This is a genomic window from Thermodesulfovibrio sp. TK500a (assembly GCF_055381765.1).
Genome location: NZ_AP041606.1, coordinates 538,549 through 564,446 on the forward strand (window position 1 = coordinate 538,549; position 25,898 = coordinate 564,446).

The 25,898-nt window shown below is 37.6% G+C and carries 25 protein-coding genes and 1 CRISPR repeat array; of the genes, 19 read left to right on the plus strand and 6 right to left on the minus strand.

Features of this window, described 5'->3' with window-relative positions; genetic code table 11:
• Positions 1–84: 84 nt before the first annotated feature.
• Entirely contained in the window at positions 85–1,452 is a 1,368-nt protein-coding gene (mgtE, locus tag ACZ430_RS02805; protein ID WP_339945807.1) for a magnesium transporter, read from the minus strand.
• 646 nt (positions 1,453–2,098) lie between these two features.
• On the opposite strand from mgtE, the gene ACZ430_RS02810 reads away from it, so the two are divergent.
• Genes ACZ430_RS02810 through malQ form a run of 3 tightly spaced genes read left to right on the plus strand, consistent with a single transcriptional unit; the run spans position 2,099 to position 7,104 of the window.
• Positions 2,099–3,811, plus strand: a complete 1,713-nt coding sequence (locus tag ACZ430_RS02810) for an ABC transporter permease (RefSeq protein WP_464910654.1) — start codon at positions 2,099–2,101, stop codon at positions 3,809–3,811.
• A gap of 4 nt (positions 3,812–3,815) precedes the next feature.
• Positions 3,816–5,108, plus strand: a complete 1,293-nt coding sequence (locus ACZ430_RS02815) for an ABC transporter ATP-binding protein (protein WP_297208909.1) — start codon at positions 3,816–3,818, stop codon at positions 5,106–5,108.
• Positions 5,089–7,104 (plus strand): 4-alpha-glucanotransferase, encoded by a 2,016-nt coding sequence (gene malQ / locus ACZ430_RS02820; protein ID WP_297208906.1) that lies wholly within the window; start codon positions 5,089–5,091, stop codon positions 7,102–7,104. The genes ACZ430_RS02815 and malQ overlap by 20 nt, the downstream gene beginning before the upstream one ends.
• On the opposite strand, the gene mtgA is transcribed toward malQ, so the two are convergent.
• Positions 7,064–7,873 carry a monofunctional biosynthetic peptidoglycan transglycosylase gene (mtgA, locus tag ACZ430_RS02825; protein WP_297208904.1) on the minus strand — a complete coding sequence of 270 codons (810 nt, stop codon included), beginning with the start codon at positions 7,871–7,873 and terminating at the stop codon, positions 7,064–7,066. The genes malQ and mtgA overlap by 41 nt on opposite strands.
• A gap of 161 nt (positions 7,874–8,034) precedes the next feature.
• Between mtgA and ACZ430_RS02830 the strand changes: the two genes are divergently transcribed.
• The 5 genes from ACZ430_RS02830 to sfsA are packed head-to-tail and all read left to right on the plus strand — an operon-like array spanning position 8,035 to position 12,165.
• On the plus strand, positions 8,035–8,880 hold the full coding sequence (locus tag ACZ430_RS02830) for a M23 family metallopeptidase (protein WP_297208902.1): 846 nt from the start codon (positions 8,035–8,037) through the stop codon (positions 8,878–8,880).
• The gene (locus tag ACZ430_RS02835; RefSeq protein WP_297208900.1) at positions 8,880–9,236 is read left to right on the plus strand and encodes a bactofilin family protein; all 357 of its coding nucleotides are present in this window, start codon (positions 8,880–8,882) and stop codon (positions 9,234–9,236) included. Before ACZ430_RS02830 ends, ACZ430_RS02835 begins: the two co-directional genes overlap by 1 nt.
• An 8-nt stretch (positions 9,237–9,244) precedes the next feature.
• Positions 9,245–9,985 (plus strand): aminotransferase class IV, encoded by a 741-nt coding sequence (locus ACZ430_RS02840; RefSeq protein ID WP_297208897.1) that lies wholly within the window; start codon positions 9,245–9,247, stop codon positions 9,983–9,985.
• Complete coding sequence (locus ACZ430_RS02845) at positions 9,985–11,013, plus strand: chorismate-binding protein (RefSeq protein ID WP_297208894.1); 1,029 nt, start codon at positions 9,985–9,987, stop codon at positions 11,011–11,013. The genes ACZ430_RS02840 and ACZ430_RS02845 overlap by 1 nt, the downstream gene beginning before the upstream one ends.
• Positions 11,014–11,025: 12 nt before the next feature.
• The gene (gene sfsA, locus ACZ430_RS02850; protein WP_297208891.1) at positions 11,026–12,165 is read left to right on the plus strand and encodes a DNA/RNA nuclease SfsA; all 1,140 of its coding nucleotides are present in this window, start codon (positions 11,026–11,028) and stop codon (positions 12,163–12,165) included.
• On the opposite strand, the gene ACZ430_RS02855 is transcribed toward sfsA, so the two are convergent.
• Positions 12,106–12,855: a class I SAM-dependent methyltransferase gene (locus ACZ430_RS02855; protein ID WP_297208888.1), complete on the minus strand. Its 750-nt coding sequence runs from the start codon at positions 12,853–12,855 to the stop codon at positions 12,106–12,108. The genes sfsA and ACZ430_RS02855 overlap by 60 nt on opposite strands.
• Before the next feature lie 249 nt (positions 12,856–13,104).
• Here ACZ430_RS02855 and ACZ430_RS02860 point away from each other — a divergent pair, with 249 nt between their 5' ends.
• From ACZ430_RS02860 to ACZ430_RS02870, 3 genes are read left to right on the plus strand one after another with little or no spacing between them, the layout of a single operon-like run.
• Positions 13,105–15,555, plus strand: coding sequence for an ATP-dependent Clp protease ATP-binding subunit (locus ACZ430_RS02860; protein ID WP_297208885.1), 2,451 nt, complete (start codon positions 13,105–13,107; stop codon positions 15,553–15,555).
• 8 nt (positions 15,556–15,563) lie between these two features.
• Positions 15,564–16,091 (plus strand): TlpA family protein disulfide reductase, encoded by a 528-nt coding sequence (locus ACZ430_RS02865; RefSeq protein WP_297208883.1) that lies wholly within the window; start codon positions 15,564–15,566, stop codon positions 16,089–16,091.
• Entirely contained in the window at positions 16,092–16,616 is a 525-nt protein-coding gene (locus ACZ430_RS02870; protein ID WP_297208880.1) for a DUF4416 family protein, read from the plus strand.
• Positions 16,617–16,850: 234 nt separating this feature from the next.
• Here ACZ430_RS02870 and ACZ430_RS02875 read toward each other — a convergent pair whose 3' ends face one another.
• The 3 genes from ACZ430_RS02875 to ACZ430_RS02885 form a co-directional block, all read right to left on the minus strand.
• Entirely contained in the window at positions 16,851–17,219 is a 369-nt protein-coding gene (locus ACZ430_RS02875; RefSeq protein WP_297208876.1) for a hypothetical protein, read from the minus strand.
• Between the two features lie 37 nt (positions 17,220–17,256).
• Positions 17,257–19,203: direct repeats of the CRISPR family, unit length 30 nt; unit sequence GTTTCAATTCCTCATAGGTAGGCTCGCAAC.
• Positions 19,204–19,444: 241 nt separating this feature from the next.
• The gene (locus ACZ430_RS02880; protein WP_281321230.1) at positions 19,445–20,062 is read right to left on the minus strand and encodes a hypothetical protein; all 618 of its coding nucleotides are present in this window, start codon (positions 20,060–20,062) and stop codon (positions 19,445–19,447) included.
• Positions 20,063–20,072: 10 nt separating this feature from the next.
• Positions 20,073–20,765: an XRE family transcriptional regulator gene (locus ACZ430_RS02885; protein ID WP_464910655.1), complete on the minus strand. Its 693-nt coding sequence runs from the start codon at positions 20,763–20,765 to the stop codon at positions 20,073–20,075.
• Positions 20,766–20,809: 44 nt separating this feature from the next.
• On the opposite strand from ACZ430_RS02885, the gene ACZ430_RS02890 reads away from it, so the two are divergent.
• The 8 genes from ACZ430_RS02890 (at position 20,810) to ACZ430_RS02925 (ending at position 25,880) form a co-directional block, all read left to right on the plus strand.
• A complete protein-coding gene (locus tag ACZ430_RS02890) occupies positions 20,810–21,013 on the plus strand; it encodes a helix-turn-helix domain-containing protein (RefSeq protein WP_068861746.1) in 204 nt (67 codons plus the stop codon).
• Between the two features lie 49 nt (positions 21,014–21,062).
• The gene (locus ACZ430_RS02895) at positions 21,063–21,530 is read left to right on the plus strand and encodes a hypothetical protein (RefSeq protein WP_464910656.1); all 468 of its coding nucleotides are present in this window, start codon (positions 21,063–21,065) and stop codon (positions 21,528–21,530) included.
• Between the two features lie 102 nt (positions 21,531–21,632).
• Positions 21,633–23,765: a Mu transposase C-terminal domain-containing protein gene (locus ACZ430_RS02900; RefSeq protein WP_464910657.1), complete on the plus strand. Its 2,133-nt coding sequence runs from the start codon at positions 21,633–21,635 to the stop codon at positions 23,763–23,765.
• A gap of 72 nt (positions 23,766–23,837) precedes the next feature.
• Complete coding sequence (locus ACZ430_RS02905; protein ID WP_464910658.1) at positions 23,838–24,467, plus strand: AAA family ATPase; 630 nt, start codon at positions 23,838–23,840, stop codon at positions 24,465–24,467.
• A complete protein-coding gene (locus ACZ430_RS02910) occupies positions 24,464–24,775 on the plus strand; it encodes a hypothetical protein (RefSeq protein WP_464910659.1) in 312 nt (103 codons plus the stop codon). The genes ACZ430_RS02905 and ACZ430_RS02910 overlap by 4 nt, the downstream gene beginning before the upstream one ends.
• On the plus strand, positions 24,744–25,052 hold the full coding sequence (locus tag ACZ430_RS02915; protein ID WP_464910660.1) for a hypothetical protein: 309 nt from the start codon (positions 24,744–24,746) through the stop codon (positions 25,050–25,052). The genes ACZ430_RS02910 and ACZ430_RS02915 overlap by 32 nt, the downstream gene beginning before the upstream one ends.
• Positions 25,034–25,513 carry a phage protein GemA/Gp16 family protein gene (locus ACZ430_RS02920; protein WP_464910661.1) on the plus strand — a complete coding sequence of 160 codons (480 nt, stop codon included), beginning with the start codon at positions 25,034–25,036 and terminating at the stop codon, positions 25,511–25,513. Before ACZ430_RS02915 ends, ACZ430_RS02920 begins: the two co-directional genes overlap by 19 nt.
• Positions 25,479–25,880 (plus strand): hypothetical protein, encoded by a 402-nt coding sequence (locus ACZ430_RS02925; protein ID WP_464910662.1) that lies wholly within the window; start codon positions 25,479–25,481, stop codon positions 25,878–25,880. The genes ACZ430_RS02920 and ACZ430_RS02925 overlap by 35 nt, the downstream gene beginning before the upstream one ends.
• Positions 25,881–25,898 lie beyond the last annotated feature (18 nt).

Genomic DNA, 25,898 nt, shown 5'->3' on the forward strand with positions numbered 1-25,898 from the left:
ACGCTTTTGAAAATTTTAATAAGCCTCAGAGAATACTTAAGCATCTCTGAGGCCTAAAATATTCACAAAAATTTTATTCTCCATTCACTTTACCAAAAGTTCACTCAAGAACATATAGGCAAATCCAAAGTAAATAAATACGCCGATTAAGTCCATCACTGAGGTTATTACAGGACTACTCAATGTAGCTGGGTCAAAACCAAATCTACGGGCAATAAAGGGTAAAAAAACACCAATAAGGCTTCCCACAATTGTTACGGTAATCATTGAAAGCCCTACTACCATTAAAATTTGGGTTCCCACGCCCTTTGAAAAATAGGCAAGTAAAGTCTCAAGCAATCCGATTACAACTCCCATTGCAATTGCTACAGGTATATCCCTTTTTAGAACAAATAAAATGTCACGAACACGAAGACTTACCTGTCCAAGTGCCATGGCACGAATTACCATCGTGGCTGACTGACTCCCCGTGTTTCCTCCCATGTCTATTATCGGTGGTATAAAAGCTGCAAGCACAAGCACTGATGATAGAATCTCCTCCTGTTCAGCTACGAATTTTGATGTAAGAATACCAAAAAAAGTGAGAATGATAAGCCAGAAAACCCTTGCCTTGAAAATTCTTGAAAGAGAAGTGTTCACAATGTCAATGTCAGGACCTCCCATTGCAACAGTTCCACCAAAGACTGTTAGCTGTTGAGCCTTAAACTCCTGCACAAGTTCAAGCCCCTTCTCTGTATCAATAGCTCCAACGAGTCTTTTCTCCTTATCAAGAACTGCAACAAGAGGATACTGCTTCTTTATAAAGAGCTCTGCAACCTTATCCTGCGAGTCATAGGCAGAAACAGCAACTGGTTCATTCTCAATCAGTTCTCCAATGAACTTATCCTCAGGTGCTTTAAGAAGCTGTGTTACGGTCACATATCCTTTATAAAGTCTACCTTCTCCAAGAACAAAAACAACTTCAAGATGCTCTGGCTTAAGAGGAGACTGCCTCATTTTTTCAAGTGCCGCTGAAACAGTTGTATTCTCAGGAAGGGCAAGATAATTGGGATTCATCACCCTTCCAGCACTGTTTTCTGGATAACCAAGAAGAAGATTCACACTTGCCCGAGCCTCTGATGAAAGCTCCAGTAAAATTCTCTTTACAACCTTAGCAGGAAGCTCCTCAAGTAAATTAACTCTTTCATCAGGTTCCATTGCCTCTATTAACTTGACAATTTCAGGGTCTTCAAGTGCCCTTACAAGTTCAATCTGTTCAACCCTCTCAAGAAGTTCAAAAACATGAAGGGCATTTCTCTTGCTCAGGAAACGAAAAACCAAAGCCTGATACTTTGTCTCCATCTCTCTGAAACACTCAACAATTGTAGCTGGTGACATTTGAACAATAGCCCACTTTACTCCTTCCCAGTTTTTCTTCTCTACCATTTCTTTTAAAACCTGACAAATCTTCATGATTCACCCCCTTTTTGTTTTAGTCTCTCTGGCTTTGAAGGACTTCCCTTCCTTACCATCATTCCAGGCCACAAACTGCCAAAGAAAATTAACCTTTTTAAAGAAGTAGACCCATCAGCTCTCACCTCAGCGTGACAGTGGCAATGTCATTCTGAGCCTGCGAAAGCTTCATTATCTTGATTACAATCTTGCCATCTTCATCGCAGTAGAAATGTCATTCCGAGGCTGCTGTAGCAGCTGAGAAATCTCTCCTTTTCTTAAAGAGACTCTTAAAAAGAATCTTTTTTCAGACCGGGGATGAATCTTTGAGAGAAATTAACGGAGAGAGAACACGGCGAGAAGTGATGTCAATGGAAAACACTTCTCAGCCGACCATCCAGCCGGTCTGTTAAAAATATGAAACCTACTCGGTCCGTCGTCCATTGACATCACCTCCTCTTCGATAAAACTTAAATTTTAAGCTTTTTATTTTAGTCAACCCAACCAACTGAATGTCAATAGGAAAATTCAAAAAATCTCTCCTAACCGCTTTAAATAATCAACTCTGAATTAAAAACTCGTCAAGACTGTTGCAATTCCAAGAAAGTTACAATATTAATGTGCAATTGTTTTATAATTTTAGGATTTACTTGTTCAGGAGAAAATTATGAAAATACCCATTTCGATTCCTGCGGAGACTTTCAGAATTAGAGCAATTGATATAATCGTATTCCTCATAATTACTGGCGTCCTTTCAATGATTGTATACATTGCATCTCAATGGAGTGGTGAGTATGACCGAACCATTGAGATTGACTTAAATCCAGCAAAAATTCCCGAATACTCTGCCCAATCTCTTACAAGACTTTTTTTGGCTTATCTTCTCTCCTTTGCTTTTTCCATATGGTATGGATATACAGCTTCAAGAAGTAAGATTCATGAAAAAATAATGATACCGATTCTTGATATCTTGCAGTCCATACCTGTGCTATCTTTTTTGCCAGGAGTTGTTCTTGCTATGATTTCCCTTTTCCCTGGACAGAGAATAGGGATAGAAATTGCTTGCATTATCCTTATTTTCACAGGACAGGTATGGAACATGACATACAGTTTTTATCACTCTGTAAACACCATACCCAAAGAGATGATTGAAGTTGTAAGGCTTTACAAATTTAACAAGTTCTCAAAGTTTCTGAGGCTTGACCTTCCCTTCAGTGCCATTGGACTCATATGGAATAGCATAATGTCAGTGGCAGGAGGCTGGTTTTTTCTGATGGCGTGTGAAATGTTCATCCTCGAAGGAAAGGATTTTCGTCTACCCGGACTCGGCTCTTATATACAGACCGCAGCCAATGCTGGAAGTATAGAGCATATTTTTTACGGTCTGGGAACAATGGTTTTTCTTATAACCGTAATAGACATAGTAATCTGGAGACCTCTTGTTGTATGGTCGCAGAAATTTAGAATGGACACGGTTCAGCCCGAAGATGAAAGAGAATCTGTAGTCCTTAATATTCTTACAGGCTCGGTTCTTTTTAAAAAGTTTGGCTATGCTTTAAATAAAATCATCTCTGCCTGTGAGAAATTAAGCTATAAAACCATGATTAAAACGGAAAGCAAAGCAATAAAGAATATAAGCAAATTTACAGGAGTTATAATAACTATCGCCTCAATTATTTTACTTCTATGGCTCATAATAAAGGCTTTCTCCATAGTCTCTCAGGTCAGCCTTGAAGATATATGGGATATTATTTCTGCTGCCTTTTTCTCTCTTTTGAGAACTTCTGCGGCTGTTATTCTGGCTCTGGCTTGGACACTTCCTGTTGGCGTATATATCGGTATGAATGCAAAGGTAGCGAAGCTTCTTCAGGGCATAATACAGATAATAGCAAGTATCCCTGCTACTGCTGTATTCCCTGTAATTGTTTTATTTCTAATCAAAATTGGTGGTGGTCTTGATATTGGTGCTATATTTTTAATGCTACTTGGGGTTCAGTGGTATCTACTTTTCAACATAATAGCAGGAGCATCGGCAATCCCTAAGGACTTGATTGAGATATCAAAAGCTTACGGTATTAAGGGTTTTAAAAAATGGAAAACCCTAATCTTACCGTGCATTTTCCCTTATCTCATTACCGGTCTTATAACCGCCTATGGAGGTGCATGGAATGCCACAATAGTATGTGAATACGTATCTTTTGGTGGAGATATAATATCAACAAAAGGACTTGGCTCGCTCATAAGTTCATCAAGTGCAGAAGGAAAGTTTGGTATACTATTACTGTCAACGTTGACAATGTCATTTATGGTTGTAGCTATAAATCGGTTGCTGTGGAAAAGGCTTTTTATCATAGCAAAAAATAAATTTATTCTGGACTGAACAAATGGAAAAAGAAATAATTCATGAAGTAAAAGGGGTCTGTAAAACCTTTCAAGTCGGGAAAAACAAGGAACTTCCTGTTCTTGAAGATATAAATCTAAAAATCTACAGTGGTGATTTTCTTGCTATTTTAGGCCAATCAGGAGCTGGAAAATCAACCCTTCTAAGAGTAATGGCAGGACTGATAAAGCCATCTTGTGGAGAAGTGTTGTTCAAAGGGAAACCTCTTGATAAGGCAAATCCCAAAATAGCAGTGGTTTTTCAGAGCTTTGCTCTATTCCCTTGGTATACAGTTCTTGATAATGTAAAAATCGGACTTGTAGGTTCTGGATTGAGTGAGGAAGAGATAGACGAGAAAGCCTTAAAGGCCATAGACCTCGTAGGACTTGATGGCTTTGAAGATGCCTATCCAAGAGAATTAAGTGGCGGAATGAGACAGAGAGTCGGTATTGCCAGGGCACTTGTGGTTGAGCCAGAGCTTCTATTAATGGATGAACCCTTTTCTACTCTTGACGTTCTCACTGCGGACAACCTAAGAGGCGATATTCTCGACCTCTGGCATTCAGGCAAAATGCCTGCAAAGGCAATTGTGCTCGTAAGTCACAATATTGAAGAGGCTGTAAGCATGGCATCTCGTGCCATAATAATGAGTTACAATCCTGGTAAAATAAAAGCTGATATAAAAATTGACCTTCCCTATCCAAGAGATAAAAACTCAAGAGACTTCAAGTTCATGCTCGACAAAATCTATACAATCTTAATAAAACCGGCAGAAGAAATTCACAAGTATATAAGCTCAGAAAGATATCAGTTTCTTCCGCATGCTAAAGTTGGCGCAATTGCAGGCCTTATAGAACTTGTTCATGACAAAGAAGGAAGAGTTGACATATACGCCTTAAGCACAGAGATAAGTATGGAAGTAGACGACATATTTCCTCTGATTGAAGCATCCGTAATACTTGGTTTCGGAGAAATAAAAGAAGGTGACTTCATCCTTACAGAAAAAGGAAAAAGCTGGGCTGAAGCAGATACTCTTCAAAAAAAGGAAATATTCAAAGAGGCAGTTCTTCAGAATGTTCAACTCATAAGACAGATAATGCAGGTTGTATCAACAATTCAGAAACATAGGGTTTCTGAAGACTTCTTCATAGACATACTCAAAAATCACTTTACGCCTGATGAGGCATGGAATCAGCTGGAGACAGCTATTGACTGGGCAAGATACGCAGAACTCTTCGTCTATGACTACGATTCTGGAGAGATATATCTTGAAGAACATGAAAGAGTCGATAGATAGACTCTCCGAAATTTTAAACATTCTTCCATTCTATTACAACTACAAAGGCGAAAGAATAGAAATTCCTACAGAGACAAAAGCTGAAATTATCTCATCCATGGGTATTGAGATTAATGAATCTGCACTTAATGAATGGATTGAATATTTTGAATTCTACAAATTCAGAGAAATTTTAGATTTCGTATACGTAACGGGTGAAAAGCCTCAAATATACATATATTTAGATAAACCTCTTGTCACTCCTATTGAGATAGAGATTGTTCCGCATGAAACTCTTGGAAGTTTTTACCAAAGCTTAAATATTAGAGTAGATTTGCCTGAGATTATACTCTCCGAATTAAAATGCTCGGAGAAAGGAGAATTTTATAAATATCTGATTCATCTACCTTCCTTGCCACCTGGATACTACAAGCTCAAGACTTACCTTAGGGGTAAAGAAGCTGAAAGTATTGTCATTGTATCACCAGAACAGTGTTATTCACATTTTCAAAATAAAACTTGGGGTTTACATTTGAATTTATGGAGTCTTAGAGGCAGAGGAATAGAGGGAGACTTTTCCCATCTAAGAGAATTAGCCCAATACGTAAAAAGTCTCGGAGGCTTCATCAGTATAAATCCGCTACACTATAACGCCCCCTCTGACACTTATGGAATAAGCCCGTACTCAGCTATCTCAAGACAGTTTAAAACGCCTATCTATCTTTCTGATATCGCCATAGAAGAGAAAAATGAAAGTTTTTTTGAATATGGGCTAATATGGGATGAAAAGATGGCAAGACTGAAAGAAAGATTTTATAATCTGAACAATAAATCGGGAGAATTCCTCTTATTTGAAGATTACAAAAATCGATTAAATCAAATAGAGAGACAAGACTTAAAAAATTTTGCAATTTTTTGCTTTTTAGCAGAAAAATTTGGAAAAAATTGGCTGGGATGGAAAGAACAATTCAGAAATGCCGATAAAGAAGCTTTAGAGGAAATATACAAAGAAAGTTATTTGCATGTATCCTTTTATGAATATATCCAATGGCTTGTTGACAGAGAAATAGAAGCTCTCAAAGAGTATGAGATATGTTTTGACCTGGGTTTTGGTTCAATCCGTGATAGTTTTGACGTCTGGATAAACAGAGATTTATATGCACTAAAATGTGAACATGGCGCACCGCCTGATGACTTCAATTCAAAAGGACAAAAATGGGGATTTCCCCCACCTATTCCCTTCAAAATGAGGCAAACAGGGTATGTGCCGTTTATCAAAATTTTAAGAGCAAATATGAAAAACCGGCTACTGAGAATTGACCACGCCCTTGGTCTTTTTAGGGCTTTCTGGATTCCCGAGGGTAAATCTCCAGCAGAAGGAGCATATGTAGGATATCCTTGGAGCGAACTTCTTGGAATAATCTGCCTCGAAAGTCACTTAAACAGAACAGCCATTATAGGGGAGGATTTGGGAACAGCAGAAGAGTGGATGAGAGAGGAACTTCTTAAAAGAAAAATTGCCTCGTGGAGAGTTTTCTATTTTGAGAAAGAAAACTCTAACTTCAAAAAATTAAATCAATATCCTGAGGAAGCCCTCTGTAGCATAACAACTCATGACCTTCCAACTTTAAAAGGTTTCATAACAGGCAAGGATTTAGAACTCAGAAAAAAATTCAACTTACTCGAAGATTTCATCTATGAAAAAGCCCATGAAGACAGAATTAGAGATATACAGAAAATAATAGAGCTAATACAGGTTAATAATGAAGAGGAGCTTGAGAAAATCCTTTTGGCTTTAATCAGTTTTCTTTCGAGGACAAATTCAACATACTTTCTTCTTTATCCTGAAGACATTCTCCTTATTGAAGAACAGACTAATCTTCCCGGAACAACTAATGAATATCCTAACTGGCAGAGAAAACTACCTCTTACAGTAAATCAAATTATAAACTTACCAATTTTAAGAAAAATCGAGTCTATTTTGAAGGAGACTGGTCGGGTTTCTGAGTATCATTAACTGGTTTGTCTCCATCACTCACCCCTTCTCTGACAGTAGCTTCGGTCTCGCCTTTTTCAGTATCTGTGTATTCTTCCTTTATTATTCCTCTTTTCTGCATTATGAAATATATAAGTGATGCTCTCTTTTCAATAAATTTCGAATTTCCTACAGGACTATACCTTATAGGATTTGGAAGAGCCGCAGCCAGTCTTGCTGCTTCCATCGGAGCAAGTTCAGAAGCGGATTTCCCAAAATAATGTCTTGCTGCAGCCTCGGCACCAAAAATTCCCTCTCCCCATTCGGCTATGTTTAAATATAGCTCAAGAATTCTTTTTTTGGTTAGTGTCTTCTCTATTCTCCACGTAATTATCGCCTCCTGAATTTTTCTTACAGGATTCTTAGAAGGGCTTAAATAAAGGTTTTTTGCCAGTTGTTGCGTAATTGTGCTACCTCCGTATTTTAGTTTTTTTTCCCTTATGTCTTTCTCAATTGCCTTTTTTATTCCTTCTAAGTCAAAGCCAGAGTGTTTGTAAAATTTATCATCCTCTCCAATTAATACGGCCTTAACAAGATAAGGTGAGATTCTGTCAATTGAAACCCAATGTTTTTTAATCTGAATTTTCTTACCCTCCTCTTGCCATTGTTTCATGCGAAATTTCATCATTGCCGTAATTTGAGGGTTTTTTCTTTTAAGAGATGAGACATCAACAGTAAAAGGATAAATAACAACATAACCAACATAAAAAGCTACTGATAAAATTATTAATCTGACGAGCCACTTGAACATTTTTTATTTTAGCATCAACCTGTCATATTCTCGTAGTAACGATAATTCAAAGATTTATAGCCTTTTAGAATACCACTTGAATATTGATTGAAAATCTGAAATAATATCTTATCCAGTCTTATCTTGAAAATTATCAAAAGGCCTCGTGGCTCAAAAAGGAGGTGATTGTTCTGTATAAGTTAAAAAAATTCCTCAGAAAACTTTTCTCTCCAATAACTATCATGCTAATTCCTCATGGTAAGGCTAAGGTATTGGGGTTAAAAGTTCCCTTTTCATTAATTCTGCTTTTTTTATGTCTTTGGTCAGCCTTTAGTATCTATGTTTTTTCCGTCGCTGTAGACACCTTTGAATATTACAGAATGCAGAGGGAGTTTTCATATGTGATGAGTCAATTCAGAGAACTGAAAGACACAATTATAGCATTAAGAAATTCGGAAATGGAGTTCAAAAGGCTTTTCTCTCTCAAGTCTAAAAATGAAATTCTTGAATCTCTTGATTTTTCTCCGTCGGGAGATATAAACATTGAAGAGCTAAAAATGCAGGCAGATAAAGCTATTAACTCAGTAGCAGAGATTAAAAAATTTCTCTCCGAACAACAAGACCTCTATCGGTCAACGCCAAAGGGATTTCCATTAGAGGGAAATATAACTTCCTATTTTGGCAACCGAGAACATCCAAAGTTTGGCAGAGAAGAGTTTCACACAGGCATTGACATATCGGCATCAACAGGCACAGAAATCAGAGCTACCGCAGATGGTATCGTTGTTTTCTCGGGTTATCAGGGTAGAAATGGAAATGTAGTAATGATAAGACATGGCTATGGATTTACAACAGTATACGCTCACAATCAAAAAAATCTCGTAACTATCGGACAGAGAGTAAAAAGAGGGGACATAATAGCACTTTCAGGAAGCACTGGAACCACAACAGGACCTCATCTGCATTATGAAATATGGAAGGACAACAGACCTATCAACCCTCTTGCCTTTATTAAGGAGGAAAAGTAATGCTTTTCAAAAAACAGCAGAAAATGGACACAGTTATAGGAGCGGAAACTTATATAAACGGAGAGATAAACTCCAACAACTCTCTAAGAGTAGATGGCACAATTGAAGGAACAATAAAAGCAGACTGGATAACTATCGGAGACTCTGGGAAAATAACGGGAAATATAATCTGTAGAGGTATTATAGTAGGTGGAAATGTAAATGGCACAATAAACGCATCCGAGATAATAACGATAACCCAGAAAGGTAGTGTGACCGGCGAGATATTCACTGTTAAAATTTCCATTGAAGAAGGCGGGAAGTTTGAAGGGAAATCCTGTATTCAGCTATCAAACCTTTTCTCCGAGGGGAAATAAACAATACTGTGGATTTTAGAACCCTCCTTTATGGTGAAGGACTTTTTGAGACAATTCTATGGAGGGGACGGACAAAAAAATTAGAGAGACATTACAGACGATTAAAAAACTCTGCCACATTCTTCAAAATACCTTTTGTAGATTATGAAACTTTCTGTCAGGAAATAGAGAAAAAAACAGAGGGAAAGAAAGACCTTTATGTGAAATTTTGTCTACTTACAAAAGGTGATACTCTATACTACTCCTCTCCTCAATCATTTGAGATAGCAATCCTGAAAAAAGAATACCTATCGGATAGAACTCCTAAAAAACTCATGCTTTCAACAATAAAAAGGCATAGCAAAAATCCCGTTATCTATCATAAAACAATGAATTATCTCACAAACATACTCGCAAAAAGAGAAGCAATAGAGACAGGCTTTGATGATGCAGTGATGCTAAATGAGAGAGACGAAATAACTGAATGTTCGGCTTCAAATATTGTCATATTGAAAAAAGACAAATTCTTTACTCCCAGCCAGCAGTCCGGCTTACTTTTAGGCACAACTCTTGAGATTTTAATTGAAAAATTTAATCTCAAAGAAGAAAAGCTAACTTTAAGGGAACTTTACAATGCAAGCTCAGTATTCATAACAAATAGCCTGATTGGCGCACTGCCAGTTTCACAGTTTATGGATAAGATTTATTACATTGATAACGAGATATTAAACGAATTAAACCGTTTAATATATGAGGAGAACAAACTCTAATGCTTATACTTTCAGGCAAATGGCTTGGTAGAGACGGTTTTTATGAAGCTCAAATTGACAGTATCCTTTTTTACAGGAGTCTCGCTGAAATAGACAAAATTGAGCCTAACAGTTTCGTCATATTTTCCTACGATTTGGCAAAAGAAACCTTAGGTGTTCATATAAAAAAAAGTCCTTTTCCTACAGTGGTCATTGTGAAAACAACAAAATTCAATAAGCTCAGCTCATTTAATGAAAATTATTCTCTATCTCCTATTACAAACTCATTGAGAGATGAAGAATTTATGGATAGGGTTTCGGAAATCCGGAGGCTTATTGAAAACGGAACAGTTTATCAGATAAATCTAACAAATCGATTTGATTTTGAATTAAATGGTAGCCCTTTAGGCCTTTTCTTTGATTTTTACAGAAAACAACCTGTGCCTTTTGGCTTTTTTCTTTCAACATCTGACTTCTTCATTTTATCTGGCTCAATGGAGCTTTTTCTGGAAAAAAGGTGCAACAAAATAATTAGCAAACCCATTAAGGGAACCTCTAAGTGTATAGAAGAACTCAGAGAAAGCTTAAAGGATAAAGCAGAAAATCTGATGATTACCGATATGATGCGGAATGACCTTGGAAGAATTTGCCATTTTGGCAGTGTAAGAACAACAGAACTCTTTAAAATAACAAAATACAAAACTCTCTATCAGATGCACTCAACTGTTGAAGGCCTTACAGATAGCTCAATTGTTGATGTCATAAAAGGAACTTTTCCGCCTGCCTCAGTTACGGGGGCACCTAAAAGAAAGGCTGTTGAACTCATTGACTTGTTAGAACCTCACTTTCGTGGCTACTACTGCGGAGCTGCTGGCCTTGTGAGAGAATCTGGAGACTTTGCTCTGTCCGTTTTAATCAGAACAGCCATAGGAATGGAAAAAAAGCTATCCTACTATGCAGGCTGTGGTATAGTTTGGGACTCTTTGGTAGAAAAAGAAATAAAGGAACTTTATCTAAAAGTAAAGGCCTTCTACGAATTCAAAAAATAAGATAGAGGAAGCATGATAGATTATCCTTTTAATTTTGAAAAAACTAAAGGAATATTTCTCAGCAGGGAAAATCGCTTCCTCTTAAAAGCACTTGTAAATGGAAAAATCTTCAATTGCCATCTACCAAACCCGGGAAGGCTTTGGGAATTATTGATTCCTGAGGAAACCGAATTGATTTTAATAAACAACCATGCCAATCCCAAAATCCCCTATACTGTATTAGCTTGTAAAAAAGAGAACAGATGGGTATTACTACACACCCATCTTACAAATAAAATAGCGAAGAGACTCATCAATGAAGGAAAAATCTCTGCTTACAGAGACTTCCGAGTTTTAGCCTCAGAGGTTAAAATTGACCACAGTAGATTTGATTTACTCTTATCGAGAGATTCGGAAAAACTTTATCTTGAAGTAAAAACCTGCACGCTCTTTGGCAGAAAAATCGGCATGTTTCCAGATGCCATAACAGAGAGAGGGAAAAGGCATCTTTTGGAACTTAAAACCATGACAGAAAAAAGCATAAAAACCTCTGTGTTGTTTGTAGTTATGAGTTCGGAAGTTAAGTTTTTTATTCCAGCCTATCACATAGACTTTGAGTTTGCAAAGGCTTTCATGGCCGTGAAAGATTCTGTTGATTTAAGAGCAATTGCTATAGAATGGGACATTGAATTTACAGAGGTAAAGACAGTTAAAGAATTAAAAATACCCTTTTCCTTTATTGAGACAACCCTACGTGAAAGGGGAGCTTATATTTTAATAATACACCTTGCTAAAGATGAAGATATTTCCATAGGAGAACTGGGAAACCTCCATTTTTCATCAGGTTTCTATGCATATATTGGTAGGGCAAAGACAGGACTATTTAAAAGAATCGCAAGGCACAGAAGAAAAATAAAGAAAATGCACTGGCATATTGACTATCTCTTAAACAGAGCAAAAATTATAAGAGATTTACCAATCATAACGGAACAAAACATTGAGTGCTCCCTTGCAGAAAAGCTTAGGAAAATAAGCGACAATTCAATCCCTCAATTTGGTTCTTCCGACTGCCATTGTAAAAGTCACCTGTTTTACTTCAAAAAAAATCCTTTGTTAAATAAGGATTTTATCGAAATGATTAATTTTTTTAGAATTGAAAGCCTTGAAATCTGATTTCTCCCTCCTCCAATAAAATATTTTTACATTCGCGTAATCTTTTAACCAAAAGTGGCCTTTTTCGTAAATTAGACTTCTCAGGATTTTTTCGCTATTCCATTCAGAAATCTTTCTGTTTGTCTTAAATTGCCAGTGTTGGAAAATTTCCTCTCTATTGTGATAAGCAAAGGAACTTTCACAATAGTAGGAATAATTAAATATAAGCTTGTAGGCGGGGAATTTTGAAAAAATGTTGTTCAAAGAAAAACTTTTCTCCGTAACAAGAAAGACGCTATCTATTTCGGAACTAAATATTTTATCCATTGCAGCTTCAATACCTTCTTCAGTAAGATGCAGACTATTACAGGCCAATGCAAGGTCATATCGCTTTAGTTCAAAGATATCTAATTCCTCAAATCTTCTACTGTCAATATCTAAGACAAATCTCTTATAAAAAGCTTCACTGAGCATATAATCGCGCATGGTTGATGAGGGTTCAAGAGCTGTAACGTTGCAACCTCTCTCTATCAGAGGAAAGCTAAGAACACCATCACCAGCTCCTATATCCAAGACTCTAATATCTTTATGAATTACGCTAAAAAGAAAATTTTTTATTGGCTCATGATAACTGTTGTGTTCCCGCCAGAGTTTATACCAGCGAGCATACTCATTCCAGTAAGAAACTTGCTTTATTTCATTGTTTATCATAGCCAAATAAAAAAGCCACAGCTCAGAGGTTCTCCCCTAAACTGTGGCCTTCATGACCACTGCTAAATATTGCTTATGTTAGTAAAAATAATTAAATTTCAGCCTTCAGGCCGAGTTTTATTATTGTAAAAAGATAAGAAGCTTTTGTCAATGGTCTTAATTCCTTTCATAATAAACTCTAAACATTGACAGGATAGATATAAACAAATTAATATTGATTTAGGAACAAAATCAAAAAAGGAGCTTTGTATGTTTGAAAAGTTCACAGAAAAAGGTCGTAAAATAATTCTCTTCGCCAGAGAAGAAGCAGAAAAGAGAAATAGCGAATTTCTTGATACAGAGCATCTACTTTTAGCAATTTTAAGAGAGGAAGAGTCTATTCCTGTAGCTATTCTGAGAAAAATAGGCGTTAATCCGGAGAATGTAAGATACGAGCTTGAGAAAAAAATCTCTCACGAGGGAAATCTCCTAACATACGGTGAAATTCCTTTTTCACCGAGAGCTAAAAAAGTACTTGAATACGCCGTTGAAGAAGCACGCCTCTTGGGGCATCCCTACATAGGAAGTGAGCACCTATTTCTCGGATTAGTAAAAGAAGAAGAGGGCATTGCCGGAAAAGTCTTGAGAGGATTTGGCGTAAATCTCTTAGGAGTAAGACAGTTGACAATAAACTTCTCCATACGGCCTCATTTTCAAAGTGCGCCACAGAAGGAGAGAAAAAAGACAACCACTCCTGCTCTTGATGAATTTGGTAGAGACCTGACAATGCTTGCTCTTGAAGGCAAGTTAGACCCTGTCATAGGAAGAGAAGACGAAATTGAGAGAGTTATTCAGATTCTTGGCAGAAGAATAAAGAACAATCCTGTAATAATCGGAGAGCCTGGCGTTGGCAAAACAGCAATAGTAGAAGGACTTGCCCAGAAAATCATAGAAGGTGATGTCCCCGATATTCTCGTAGGAAAGAGAATAATAGCCCTCGATATGGGAGCACTGATAGCTGGAACAAAATACAGAGGACAGTTTGAAGAAAGACTTAAAGCAGTAATTAAAGAGGCAACACAGTCTGACAATGTCATACTTTTCATAGATGAACTTCACACAATAATCGGAGCAGGAGCAGCCGAGGGCTCTGTAGATGCCTCAAATATGCTGAAACCTGCCCTTGCCAGAGGAGAGATGCAGTGTATTGGAGCTACAACTCCTCAGGAGTACAGAAAGTATATTGAAAAAGACGGGGCATTAGAAAGAAGGTTTCAACCAGTCTATATTCAGCCAACTTCAGTAGAGACAACTGTTGAGATTTTGAAGGGAATCAGAGAAAAATATGAAAACCATCACAAAGTAAAAATTACTGATGAGGCTGTTGAGGCAGCAGCAAAGCTGTCGGATAGATACATTACCGATAGATTTCTACCGGACAAAGCCATAGACGTGATTGATGAAACAGCATCAAGAATTAAACTAAAAAAATCTCTCATACCACAGGAACTGAAAGATTTAGAGTTTGAAATTGCAAGACTGGCAAAAGAAAAATCCCTTTACATTAAGCTTCATGACCTTCCCTCTGCGCAAAAGCTTAAATACGAAGAGGACAAACTCAAAAGAATATATGAAGCAAGCTATAAAAAATGGAAAGAATCTCAGTATAAAGAAGTTCCGCTCGTAACAGCTGAAGACATTTCTTACACTGTTTCAAAAATGACAGGAATTCCCCTTTATAAACTTGAACAAACAGAGACAGAAAAACTCCTTCAGATGGAAGAGGCACTTCACAAGAGAATTGTAGGACAAGACGAGGCAATTAAAAGTGTATGTAAAGCCATAAGACGTTCCCGTGCAGGCCTTAAAACAAAAAACAGGCCTATTGGTTCATTTTTCTTCCTGGGACCTACAGGCGTGGGCAAGACAGAGCTTGCAAAGGCCTTAGCAGAGTTCATGTTTAACGACGAAAGTGCTCTCATAAAATTTGACATGTCCGAATACATGGAAAAATTTAATGTCTCGAAACTTATCGGCGCTCCACCCGGTTATGTAGGATATGAAGAAGGTGGTCAACTGACTGAAAAAATAAGGAAAAGGCCATATTCAGTAGTTCTCTTCGATGAAATTGAAAAGGCCCATCCAGATGTTTTCAATCTACTGCTGCAAATACTTGATGAAGGTGTTCTCACTGATAGCTTTGGAAGAAAAGTTGACTTCAGAAATACAATCATAATAATGACCTCCAATATAGGAGCAAGACTTATCGAAAAATCTACTCCTCTTGGTTTCCACAAAAAACAACAGGCAAATGTTTACATGAAAATAAAAGACAATGTCTTTGCCGAACTAAAGAAAACATTTAATCCTGAATTCATAAACAGAGTAGATGACATCGTAGTATTCCATCCCCTTGAAGAAAACCATCTTATATCCATTCTCGACCTACTCATTGCGGAAACAAATAAGAAACTTGCCGAATACGGTTTGGTTATAGCAGTATCTGAAGAAGTAAAGCAGTGGATTTTGAACAAATACTATCAGCCAGCTTACGGAGCAAGACCGATGAGAAGAGCCATAGCAAGAGAGATAGAAGACCCCCTTTCTGAGGAGATACTTAAAGGAAGATTTAGGGGAACAAGCCTAATAAAAGTTGAGTTAAAAGAAAACAACATAGAATTTGAAGAAGTGCAAGAAGAAATAGCAACAACAGTAAACTGAGGGAAAATATGAAAAAGAACGTTTTTATTATAATTTTTATCTTGCTTGCTTTAATTGTAACAGGCAGTATAATCTTAAAAAAAATAAAATCACCAGCCCAGACAGCAATGGTAAGAATCGGTCAACCAGCGCCAACTTTTGAACTAATGGATATGAGCGGGAAAAAATGGACTCTGGAGGAACTCAAAGGAAAGATAGTAATATTAAACTTTTGGGCTTCTTGGTGTAAAGAGTGTAAAGATGAAAAAAAGGCCATCCAGGCCTATCTAAATAAAAACGGCAATGATAAAGAACTGGTATTTCTTACTGTTCTCTATAAAGACAATCCGACAGCAGTGGCAGAGTTTATAAAAGCTTCAGGCTTCACCTTTCCTGTGTTGATTGATAATGGAGTTGTCTCTGCAAATTATGGAATAAAAGGCGTTCCAGAAACTTTTCTCATAGACAAAAAAGGTATTCTGAGGCATAAAATAATAGGTCCTGTTGACTGGAACAATCCTCACATAGTGCCCCATTTAAAGCAAGTCCTTTCATGAATGGGCAAGCCAGCTGTTCCTAAAAAAGTCCTTCTTTTTGTATCAGCTTTATACAGAGACAAAGAAGTATATTACAATTCTCTTGATTCCCTTGAGAAAATATTTGGAGAAATATTAATAGAGTCTTCTCCAAAGGAATGGAACTACTCAGATTACTATAAACCTGAAATTGGAAGTCCATTGTTTAAAAGGTTTGTTTTTTTTAAAAATCTAATTTCCGAAGCCCATATTGCAGATATAAAAATCAAGACCAATCAAATTGAGACAGAATACTCAGAAAATGGTAAAAGAAAGATAAATCTTGACCCTGGCTACATATCTACAGCCAAGCTTGTTCTGGCAACAACAAAAGATTACTCTCACCGTATTTACTTAAGAGATGGAATATATGGAGAGGTGACATTAATATTCAAGAAAAACACCTTCTGCCCTTCAATTAATACCTACAGAGACTATGGCGACTTGGAAAATATAAAACTATTTAATCTTGCGAGAAAAATCTACAAAGAGTTACTTATAGGTTAAGCAGCATAAAAAATAAATATATTCATCACGAGTGAAATTATTTATTTTATTTTTTTAATTACCTCTATCTTTCATTAAAAAAGAGCTAACTGAGCCTTGCCACCAAGACAAAGTTCCTCATAAATAGCGAAATGTCATTCTGAGGCGAGCGAAGCGAGCCCTGAGCCGTAGGCGAAGGGTCTGCGAGTAATCTCCTTATTCCCTTAAAAGAGACTCCATATATTAGGCTAACTTTTAACTTTCATGCAGGACTTTTAAATAAATCTCACTCAGATACTCAGGCAGTAGCTCAGCTGGATAAGTTCTCTCTGAAATCCTGTCAAGGTAGAACCACCAATGACTTAGAGGATATTCCTCCCCCTCTTCAAAATAATAAGGATCAGCCTTTACCTCAAGGGCTTTTTTGAAGACAGCTATATCCTCTTGCTTGACCCTATCATCCACTCCCTTACGAGCAATAAATTCCCGAATGGGCAGAATGACCTCAGAATCATAATGACAGGCAATCCAAACCTCTGGCATATCAGCAAAGAGTTTCCACCCCTCTATTGCCTTTTCAACCCCCTCTTCTTCAAATGCTCTATATAAGTCTAAGTAACCCATCTCTTCTAAATCCCCTCCACTTTTTTTATCGAATACAGTTTCAATTCCTCATAGGTAGGCTCGCAACGTAAAAAGAATTAAAGAGATTGAAGCATTAAAACTGGTTTCAATTCCTCATAGGTAGGCTCGCAACCTGTATCCAATCGTAGGGTATCCAGCAGGGCAGAGAGTTTCAATTCCTCATAGGTAGGCTCGCAACCTGTATCCAATCGTAGGGTATCCAGCAGGGCAGAGAGTTTCAATTCCTCATAGGTAGGCTCGCAACTGACAAATTAGAACAAAAATGATATAAAGAGAATAGTTTCAATTCCTCATAGGTAGGCTCGCAACCAAATGAGGAAAATGCAAAAATTGGCAAAATCGTGCGTTTCAATTCCTCATAGGTAGGCTCGCAACTGTATGTCTTCAATGTATTCACTGAGGTCAATCTTGTGTTTCAATTCCTCATAGGTAGGCTCGCAACTATTTTATCCCAATTTGTGCTTTTTACCTTTGCCAGTTTCAATTCCTCATAGGTAGGCTCGCAACTTTCCTGTCTGGCATGTGCTTGACCTCTTTATAGAGTTTCAATTCCTCATAGGTAGGCTCGCAACTATTTGAAGTTAGAGGTTCTGAGGTTTATTTTGGTGGTTTCAATTCCTCATAGGTAGGCTCGCAACGAACAGGAGAAATAATACAGTATTTGCACAATCTGTGTTTCAATTCCTCATAGGTAGGCTCGCAACTCTGTGTTGAGGAGATAAAAGAGTTACTTGAAAGGAGTTTCAATTCCTCATAGGTAGGCTCGCAACTATTTGAAGTTAGAGGTTCTGAGGTTTATTTTGGTGGTTTCAATTCCTCATAGGTAGGCTCGCAACGAAACATTAATGCCAATGTGACAGGTGCTCAAACTGGTTTCAATTCCTCATAGGTAGGCTCGCAACTTAACGAAGCACGGATGCTAAAATGGAGTGACATTGATTTGTTTCAATTCCTCATAGGTAGGCTCGCAACCTGTAAATATTGCCTTGTCAAAATCTTCGTTTGTAGTTTCAATTCCTCATAGGTAGGCTCGCAACGATTGATGCAAGTAAAACTTATACATTTGATGAGTGTTTCAATTCCTCATAGGTAGGCTCGCAACCCAAGGAACAATGAAAGAATACATGCCAAAATAAGGTTTCAATTCCTCATAGGTAGGCTCGCAACGACTATCCAAAGGATAGCCATTAAAACAATTAGAAGTTTCAATTCCTCATAGGTAGGCTCGCAACATAATGGCATATCAATAGATTGAAGGCAATTTGTATGTTTCAATTCCTCATAGGTAGGCTCGCAACCCAATATTGAGACTTAATAAGTCTTTTTGAGATAGAGTTTCAATTCCTCATAGGTAGGCTCGCAACTGCTTTAATATGGTCAATTTCATCAACAACAATATGTTTCAATTCCTCATAGGTAGGCTCGCAACAAGGTGGATTTGTGGATTTTTATGCTATTGAGTATGCGTTTCAATTCCTCATAGGTAGGCTCGCAACTAAAAATCAAAAGAATCACACAGAAACAGGAGCGAGACAGTTTCAATTCCTCATAGGTAGGCTCGCAACGAAGATGGCACCTGGATTGAGTACGACAGGGCAGAACAGTTTCAATTCCTCATAGGTAGGCTCGCAACGTTGTGCTTGCAACGAAGAAGGATATTGTTGAGCAGTTTCAATTCCTCATAGGTAGGCTCGCAACGATATCTGTTTTCTGGGGGTCTGTTTTTGGAAAACTGTTTCAATTCCTCATAGGTAGGCTCGCAACCAGGCTTGGCAAAATCCCTATTGACTGTTTCAACCTGTTTCAATTCCTCATAGGTAGGCTCGCAACTCGCTTTCGTCGGAAAGTCTTGCTCGCCTACAATACGTTTCAATTCCTCATAGGTAGGCTCGCAACATGAAAAGCAAGCTCAAAAAGAATTAGAGGGAAGGAAGTTTCAATTCCTCATAGGTAGGCTCGCAACGGCAGGGAAAGGCAGATGTATTTTATCAGGTAAAATGAGAAAAAAAGAAAGTTATTAAAATGCTTGATAATACTTGATTTTATGACTATTTTGAGGTTTGAGAAAAATTGCAAAAAATACCGATTTTTTAACATAGATTTGAGAAATTTTTACTTAAAAAATAGACAATAAAAATTAAAAAACCTATAAAATTAAATTAGTTTGCTTTGTCTATTTTTCTGAGTCAAAAAATGGTAAAAATTCATAACGCCGTTGCAACTTCCATTCTTATATATTGCAATTCATTGCAAACATTTAAAGATGTGCAATGTTTTTTTATCAATAATGACATTCTATAATCCGGCTTTTGTTCTTTTGAGAGCTTTGGAATCCCTAACGGAATATTTTCCTTACTACAGGATATTTCATTGTTTTTTAAACAATCTTTTGCTTCTTTGATAACAAAATTGACTATATCCTGAGGCGTGTCTTGATAAGAAACAGCATGAAAATCTAAGGCATTTAAAAAACTATCTATAAAAGGAGAAATTATAGAAGGATTTGTGCAATTTATTTTTGCATCTCTACATTCAATATTTAAAAACAGATATTTCCTTTTTGAATATTTATGTTGATATCCAAAAGAGCCAATATCAATATCCGAAAGATTTCTTATATAATTTATATAGTATTCTCCAGCCTCACCTTTCCCTTCTGATTCTTTAATTACAATTCCAGGAATTTTCTTTTTTGCCCAAGAAGAGGCATCTTTTACTGTTTCTACATTTATTTTTCTCTCGTTGTTGACCTTTTTATCAGATGAACACTGTACTTGTAATGCAACCATTAAAATAGCCATAAAAACAATTACTTTTTTCATTTTTGCCCTCCTATTTTTCTATTTCTCTGCCTATCCAGATGACCTTACCGATGACATGAATATTATCTGGAGGCACGATAATTGGCTCATATTTTGGATTATCGCTAATAATTTTAAGTTTTTTTTCATTAAAAAGCGATTGAATTCGCTTAATCATAATGGAATCATTGACATAAATAGCATAAATTCCACCATGAAGGTCAACAAAGTTCCTGTTTCCATCCACCAGGACAATATCGCCACTGAAAAGCGTTGGTTCCATTGAGTCTCCCTCTACCCTGATAAGGCTCATTTTTGTATGGTCACCCTTACGCCTGATCCAGTCACTCCTGAAGGCAAGCTTTATCTCTATCTGAGCGTCTTCTACCGGAACAAGTCCTTTGCCTGCACTGATTTTTCCGCTCACCATAGGAATGAGAATGTAGTCCTGCCCCAGACTTTTATATTCTTTAGTAGTTTCTGGTGTAACAAGAGGTTTATGTTTTTCAATAAACATTTCTCCTTCACCAGTGATGAGCCAATCAATTGAGATATTCAAATGCATAGCTAATTTCTTTAAATTTTCATATCCGGGGAGTCTTTTCCCAGATAAATAATCCATTAGCGTTGGATAAGGAATTTCAGTCTTTTTGCAAAATTCTTTATAATTAAAATTTAATCTATCTATTAAAATTTTTAATCTATCTTTTAATTCATTCTGCATAAAAACCCCTTGACATATTTAATGCAATAACATATAATTTCAATATGCAAATAAATAAAGTGTTAATAAAAGAAGTCAAAAAAAGTGACCTTATAAGGCCAAATCTTTCTGCAATTGCAAAGAAAATCGGCAAAACGAGAACATGGGTTAGTCTTGTCTGGAACCGCAGAAAAAAATCAAGGCATACACAAGAGCTCATAGCAGAGGCTCTCGGAATCCCATATGAAGAACTCTGGGGCGACAAATGAACCATATTGATAAGTATATATTTTTTTGTCATTTTTGTCTATGTCTAAGATGAAGAAAAAAATAGACATACAACAGCTTGATTTCTTTGATCTACTTAAGAAAATTCAGCAAGAACAGGCTCAGGCTTTGAATGAGTCTGCTCCAGGAAGTCTAAATATAGATGCTCAGATACGCGGGCTTGTAACAATGGCTCTCAAGCAGACAAGGCTAAGTAGATATGAGGTGGCTGGTAAAATGTCTGAACTACTTGGCAAAGAGATAACAAAAGCGACGCTTGATAGCTGGTCTGCTGAGAGCAAGGAAAATCATAGATTCCCTCTTTCGTATCTGCCTGCTTTTTGCAGAGCAACAGGAAGCAGGGAAATACTCAGGTTTCTTGCAGACAAATGTGGCGGATTCTACATAGAGAGTGCTGAAGCTTTATATACAGAGTTTGGCAGGATTGAGCAGATGAAAAAAGAGCTTTTAGAGAGAGAAAAAACAATAAAAATGATGATACAGAGGCTTGGGGGGTGACCGATTAGCAATTTAGTTGCCTTAAGAAAAGAAAGTAGCAGTTCGCACTTACAAGACAAAAGTGCGAACTTAAGTGCGAACCTATTAACAAAAAGTTCGCAGTTGTCAAAAGGCATTGAAAATAAAGAAAAAAATAGATATCAAGATAGTAGTTTAAAGCCAAAAAATCATTATGAAAGTGCGAACCTCTGGTTAGAGATAAAAGAGGTTCAGGAGCTATTAAATGTATCAAAAAGAGCACTTCAAAAAGCTTGTAAAGCTGGCAAATTTATAACAAAGACCACCACTGGCAGAGGTGGCACAAGGTATCTCATTGCCCTTTCCTCTTTGCCAGCTGAGGCAAGGCTTAAATACTACCAGCAAAAAGGCATGCTTGAGTCTTACCTTCAAGCCACAATCCCAGCTGCTCCACCTAAGGCTCCAAAGAAATTTATAGAGATAGCCCTTGCAAGACTGAATCTTGTGAGACTCTGGAGAGAGTTCAGAAAAGGGGCTGGCAAAAAAACAGAGGCAGACAGGGCTTTTCTGTCTGCATATAATGAAGGGAAAATCGCACAGAACATATATAAAATACTTGGTGAAGTATCAGTAAAAACCCTATATCGCTGGATAGACCAGCTTGGGGGTACAGATGACTACACAAGACTAATTCCTCAGTGGAATCCAGGAAGCAGGCGATGCGGACTCACAGAAGAAGAGAAAGACATATTTTTCAGATTTCTGCTTGACCCAAAAAACATAAAAATCGGTCAGGCAATCAGATTAACTAAATTCTACCTTGAAAGCAGAGGAATCCCTTCGCCTTCTCATCCCATCACATTCAGGCGTTTTGCTGAGAGATGGAAAACAGAAAACTACGACCACTGGGTGCTGATGCGAGAAGGTCAGAAGGCACTAAGAGATAAAGTAGAAACATTTATCAGGCGTGATCCATCGTTACTTGAAGTTGGAGAAGTGCTGGTTGCAGATGGACATAGACTCAATTTCCAGGTGATAAATCCATTCACTGGTAAACCTGTGAGACCGGTGCTTGTGGGATTTCTGGACTGGAAGAGCTTTACGCTTATTGGCTATGAAATTATGCTCACTGAGAATGTTCAATGCATTGCATCTGCTTTGCGAAATGCCATACTGAGGCTTGGCAAATTCCCGAAGGTCGTATATATGGACAATGGAAAAGCCTTCAGGGCAAAGTATTTCACAGGTGTAGATGACTTTAATGAAACGGGGATATATGGGCTTTTTGCCCGTCTTGGTGTGACAACAATCTTTGCCCATCCATACAACGCAAGGGCAAAAGTAATAGAGAGATGGTTTCAGGAGTTCACAGAGACATTTGAGAGATTGATGCCGAGTTTTGTGGGGTCATCCATACAGGACAGACCTGCCTATCTAAAAAGAAATGAGAAATTTCACAAACAACGCCATAAAGAATACATCCCAACCATAGAGGAAACAATCCAGCTTATAGAGTCATGGCTACAATTTGAATACTCCCAGCCCTGCCCTCATGTGACAGGCAAGACTAAGGGAGAAGTACTTCAGGAAGGACTTGGTCAAGGAGTGTTTGTTGATGAGCTTGATGACCTCATGATGGAAGAAAAAATCACAAACATCACCCGCAATGGAATCAGATTCCTCAAGACAGAATACTGGGATGAAGCACTGTACGGAATGAGAGAGCAGGTAATCATCAAGTACAGCATTTTTGATTTGAGCCAAATAAAGGTATACGACAAACGAGGAGAATTCATCTGCATTGCAAAACGCAGGGAACCTGTTCATCCTCTGGCAGCAGTAAGGGGAGATGCAAAGGATATGGAAGAGCTCAAGCGTCAGATAGCAGAACAGAGAAGGCTTGAGAAAAAGACCATTATGGCTGTTAAAGACCTTCTCAAGAGACAAACAGACATTCAGCTTGACTGGCAGAAGGCTATAGAGGCATCTCCTCGGATAGCGGACAGAATTGAGATAGAAGATCTGCAACTTCCACCGATTGAAGAGCACATTCCTGATGAAGCTGTAAAGATAGAGCCAGAGCTTCCGCAGGAAATTGAGCCAAATCAGGATCAAAACGCACCTGAAAGACCATTCTTTGGAGACAATGAAATTGCAAGGTATGAGTGGCATATGAAGAATGGATTCCACACACAGGAAGACTGGGAGTTCAAGGAATATTTTGAAAGCACGCTAACTTACAAAATGATGAAACAATTCTGGGAAAAAGAAAATTAACTTTTACAGGAGGATTATAACATGAAAAGAATTTTTGCGAGAACAACAAATGTTGAACGTTTTGCAGGGGCGATGACTCGCCTCATGAATCGTCAGGAGGGGATACCAGGAATGGCACTTATATTTGGAGAGCCAGGACTTGGGAAAACCAAAACTTCGCTCTGGTGGATAGCAAATAACGATGGGATATTCATCAGGACAAAAAAACTGATGTCAGGCAGGTGGCTGCTTGAGGAGATAGTGGCAGAGCTTGGGGAGGCTCCGATGAGGAGGACATCAGACCTTTTCAGGCAGGCTGTGGATCAACTGCTTGAAAGGCCACGAACAATCTTTGTGGATGAGGCTGATTATCTTGCTCATGATGCACGGGTAATTGAGACCTTGAGGGACCTGCATGATACCACAGGCACACCACTTGTGCTGATTGGGATGGATCAAGCGGATAAAAAACTCATGAGATTCAAACACATGTATGACAGGTTTTCTGAGATAGTAAGGTTTCATCCTCTTTCTGAGGCAGATGTCAGGGCAGTAGCAGATCAGCTATGCGAAGTAAAACTAAGCGATGATGCTATAGCCTACATAGCTTCACAGACAAACAGATTCAGGAGAGTGATAGTTTGGCTATATCGTGCTGAAGCAGTGGCAAAGGCTAACAGTCTGAAAGAAGTGCACGCAAAGCACATTGGAGGCGGAAAATGAACAAGGTAAGAATGAATACAGACAGGGCAAAAATATGGAAAGTAATAAGAGGCTTGTTAACTTTTACGTCGCTTGATGTGGCGATAACATCTGGAGCAAGCTATGAAAACATCAAACAGTATTTCAGAGCGCTATCTAAGGCAGGATATATAAGAAAGGAAGGCAAGAGAGGGAAAGAGATCATATACAGATTGATAAAAAACACTGGAGTGAAGCCTCCTGTAGCAAAAACAGTATATGTGGTATATGATCCAAACCTAAATGAGGTGGTGTTCAATGAAAGAGATATTGTTAAGAGAAATAAATAAAAAGGGAATAGAAAAAGTAGCATACGAGCTTGGAGTAAGCAGATCAACAGTGTATCTTGTTGTAAATGGCAAGTATAAGGGCTCAACAAAGAATATTGAGGAAAAAGTAAAAAAAATATATGGAAACGAGCAGATAAAATGCCCTATTTTAGGGGAGATACTTCCAAGTAAGTGCGCAGAGCTTTATAATCTTGCGCAACAAGTTGGTAAATATGTATCAAATCCTGAAAAATTAAGGCTATACAGAGAATGTGTCAAATGCAAAATAAGAAAATAACAAAGAAACAGATAAGAATAATTCATGCTTTAAAAACGAGGCTTGGCTGGGACGATGAGCAATATAGAGGTTTCCTTATGTGGAACTCAAATAAATTTGTAACAAGTTCTTTAGAGCTTACATATGAAGAGGCTGAAAGAATAATCATCAAAATGAGGCATATAGCTGTAATAGCTGGAGTATGGGAGGAAGGGCAAAAAAAATATAAAGATCTGGACGGAAGAGAGGGGATGGCAACTTCCTCTCAGCTAAGAAAAATTGAGGCGCTCTGGAAAGAAGTTTCTCGTGCAAAAACAGGGTCAGCAAGAAAAAAGGCATTAAGATCGCTTCTTTGGAAAAAATTCAGGGTAACGGATATACGGTTTCTTGAGTCGTGGCAGGTTAAAAAAATAATCAAAATGCTTGAAGTAATGAAGGAGAAAAAAAATGGCAAGAAAAAAACAGAGGCAACAGCAGGATAAGAAATATCAGTTCCCAACTTACTGTGAGCGTTGTGGTGCAGTTTTGTTTGATGAACATGTGAGCACAGATGAAGGAATCGCAAAGATGAAAAAATGCATTATATGTGGAGCAAGATATTTTGAAAGGGTTCAAATGCCAAAAACAATCTGTAAGATGTGTGGCAAAGAAATGAACGGAAAATATAAGAGGAAATACTGTATAGAATGCCTGAGAAAAAAGACTAATAAAAAGCTTGTAAAAACATGTATTCGTTGTGGAGAGAAATTTATAGGGTTTAAAAGGACAAAATACTGTAAACATTGTTTAGTAAAAGTATTATCAGAAGCATCGCAAAGGAGGAGAAAAAATGCTGTGTCTATATCGTAAAAAATGTTATGGTGCATA

Excerpts from the sequence above, each read along its gene's own strand:
- mgtE (WP_339945807.1), bottom strand. The coding sequence starts at position 1,452 with ATGAAGATTTGTCAGGTTTTAAAAGAAATGGTAGAGAAGAAAAACTGG.
- ACZ430_RS02810 (WP_464910654.1), top strand. The coding sequence starts at position 2,099 with ATGAAAATACCCATTTCGATTCCTGCGGAGACTTTCAGAATTAGAGCA.
- ACZ430_RS02815 (WP_297208909.1), top strand. The coding sequence starts at position 3,816 with ATGGAAAAAGAAATAATTCATGAAGTAAAAGGGGTCTGTAAAACCTTT.
- malQ (WP_297208906.1), top strand. The coding sequence starts at position 5,089 with ATGAAAGAGTCGATAGATAGACTCTCCGAAATTTTAAACATTCTTCCA.
- mtgA (WP_297208904.1), bottom strand. The coding sequence starts at position 7,873 with ATGTTCAAGTGGCTCGTCAGATTAATAATTTTATCAGTAGCTTTTTAT.
- ACZ430_RS02835 (WP_297208900.1), top strand. The coding sequence starts at position 8,880 with ATGCTTTTCAAAAAACAGCAGAAAATGGACACAGTTATAGGAGCGGAA.
- ACZ430_RS02845 (WP_297208894.1), top strand. The coding sequence starts at position 9,985 with ATGCTTATACTTTCAGGCAAATGGCTTGGTAGAGACGGTTTTTATGAA.
- sfsA (WP_297208891.1), top strand. The coding sequence starts at position 11,026 with ATGATAGATTATCCTTTTAATTTTGAAAAAACTAAAGGAATATTTCTC.
- ACZ430_RS02855 (WP_297208888.1), bottom strand. The coding sequence starts at position 12,855 with ATGATAAACAATGAAATAAAGCAAGTTTCTTACTGGAATGAGTATGCT.
- ACZ430_RS02860 (WP_297208885.1), top strand. The coding sequence starts at position 13,105 with ATGTTTGAAAAGTTCACAGAAAAAGGTCGTAAAATAATTCTCTTCGCC.
- ACZ430_RS02865 (WP_297208883.1), top strand. The coding sequence starts at position 15,564 with ATGAAAAAGAACGTTTTTATTATAATTTTTATCTTGCTTGCTTTAATT.
- ACZ430_RS02870 (WP_297208880.1), top strand. The coding sequence starts at position 16,092 with ATGGGCAAGCCAGCTGTTCCTAAAAAAGTCCTTCTTTTTGTATCAGCT.
- ACZ430_RS02875 (WP_297208876.1), bottom strand. The coding sequence starts at position 17,219 with ATGGGTTACTTAGACTTATATAGAGCATTTGAAGAAGAGGGGGTTGAA.
- ACZ430_RS02880 (WP_281321230.1), bottom strand. The coding sequence starts at position 20,062 with ATGAAAAAAGTAATTGTTTTTATGGCTATTTTAATGGTTGCATTACAA.
- ACZ430_RS02885 (WP_464910655.1), bottom strand. The coding sequence starts at position 20,765 with ATGCAGAATGAATTAAAAGATAGATTAAAAATTTTAATAGATAGATTA.
- ACZ430_RS02890 (WP_068861746.1), top strand. The coding sequence starts at position 20,810 with ATGCAAATAAATAAAGTGTTAATAAAAGAAGTCAAAAAAAGTGACCTT.
- ACZ430_RS02895 (WP_464910656.1), top strand. The coding sequence starts at position 21,063 with ATGAAGAAAAAAATAGACATACAACAGCTTGATTTCTTTGATCTACTT.
- ACZ430_RS02905 (WP_464910658.1), top strand. The coding sequence starts at position 23,838 with ATGACTCGCCTCATGAATCGTCAGGAGGGGATACCAGGAATGGCACTT.
- ACZ430_RS02910 (WP_464910659.1), top strand. The coding sequence starts at position 24,464 with ATGAACAAGGTAAGAATGAATACAGACAGGGCAAAAATATGGAAAGTA.
- ACZ430_RS02915 (WP_464910660.1), top strand. The coding sequence starts at position 24,744 with ATGAAAGAGATATTGTTAAGAGAAATAAATAAAAAGGGAATAGAAAAA.
- ACZ430_RS02920 (WP_464910661.1), top strand. The coding sequence starts at position 25,034 with ATGCAAAATAAGAAAATAACAAAGAAACAGATAAGAATAATTCATGCT.
- ACZ430_RS02925 (WP_464910662.1), top strand. The coding sequence starts at position 25,479 with ATGGCAAGAAAAAAACAGAGGCAACAGCAGGATAAGAAATATCAGTTC.